Annotated in this window: 1 protein-coding gene and 1 pseudogene; both read right to left on the bottom strand. The window is 71.1% G+C overall.

What is annotated here, in order from left to right; translation table 11 throughout:
• Positions 1-38: 38 nt before the first annotated feature.
• Complete coding sequence (locus ACFRCR_RS18765; RefSeq protein ID WP_377679703.1) at positions 39-839, bottom strand: hypothetical protein; 801 nt, start codon at positions 837-839, stop codon at positions 39-41.
• A gap of 15 nt (positions 840-854) precedes the next feature.
• A pseudogene (locus tag ACFRCR_RS18760) lies at positions 855-1,040 on the bottom strand (hypothetical protein); the annotation flags it as partial.
• Positions 1,041-1,199: the final 159 nt, after the last annotated feature.

Genomic DNA, 1,199 nt, shown 5'->3' with positions numbered 1-1,199 from the left:
AGGTAGAACTCCGGGAGGTCTACCTCGCGCACACAGGTCTACCTCGGCGAGTGGCGGGCCCGCGCTCGCTCACGGGCGGCGCGCAGCCGGGCCACGAGCCGCTCCGGATCCGACAGGTCTGCCCAGGTGACCCGGACGATCGTCCACCCGGCCTCCACCAGCGCGTCCTGCCTGCGCTTCTCCGCGAGCAACCGCTCTCCGGGCTCTCCGTAGCGCCCGCCCGAGTACTTGACCGCGCCGTCGAACTCGATCCCGATGCGAAGGTCGGGCCAGCCGAGGTCGAGCCAGAATGCTCCGAGCCAGGTCTCCACGGGGATCGCCACGTCGAGCGAGGGCAGTCCGGCGTCGACCGCGAACCATCGGACGAGGGACTCTCCCGGAGACTCTGACCGAACGTCCGCCGCGGCGAGCACCCGGCGCGCGCGGACGATGCCCCTCTTCCCGACGGACTCCTCGAGAATCGTCTCCAGGACCTCGGTCCGGGCTCCGATCCGCAGCGCCGAGTCGGCGATCACGATCCCCTGCGGTTCGCGCAGCCCCCGGAGGCAGTCGACGACGGTTCGCTCGAGTCCCGTCACAGGCAGCCCGTCGAGCGCGCACCTGTCACGGACCGGCAGGTCGGTCCAGTGCCGCCGCAGGACCCTGTCGCCGCTCCGGACCTTCGGGTGCCCGAGCTGCGTGACGTGCACCTCGGCCGCGAGGCGCCACGTCCAGCACCCCCACAGCAGTGCCGCGTTCACGTGGCTGAACCAGAACGGAGTCGTGAGCCGGTTCACGACACCTCTCATCTCCGCGAGGACCTCGGCCTGCCGAGCCAGGGCCGGGGCATCCGTCTGCACGGGCGTGACGTAGACGCCACGGCGGACCCGCCGTACCTCTCCTGATCGCAGCCTCCGCTCCAGTCGCGTCCGCTCGTCGCCCCGGAACGTCTCGGCGTCGGGGAGTCGACGAGGCGTGAGCTGGCTGAGATCGACGGGTCGTAGCGGAGCGGGCCCCTGTGACGGGCGAGCGGGAATGGGCGGTGGGAGGTCGGATCTCATCCGCGCATCGTGGCCGCCGTCGCGGGTCCTCAGGTGCCGCGATGGCGGCTGTGGATCGCTGAGCAGCCTGTGGACGAGGCCAGTGCGGGCTGAATGCTCAGATTCGTGCGCCACGAGGTAGACCCGTGTGCGCGGGGTAGACCTCCCGGAGGTCTACCC

Origin of the sequence: Oerskovia sp. NPDC056781 (genome assembly GCF_042789955.1) — a bacterium.
Lineage (GTDB): Bacteria > Actinomycetota > Actinomycetes > Actinomycetales > Cellulomonadaceae > Oerskovia > Oerskovia rustica.
The sequence above is the reverse complement of the archived record's forward strand: the minus strand, read 5'-3'. Positions and strand labels throughout refer to the sequence as shown.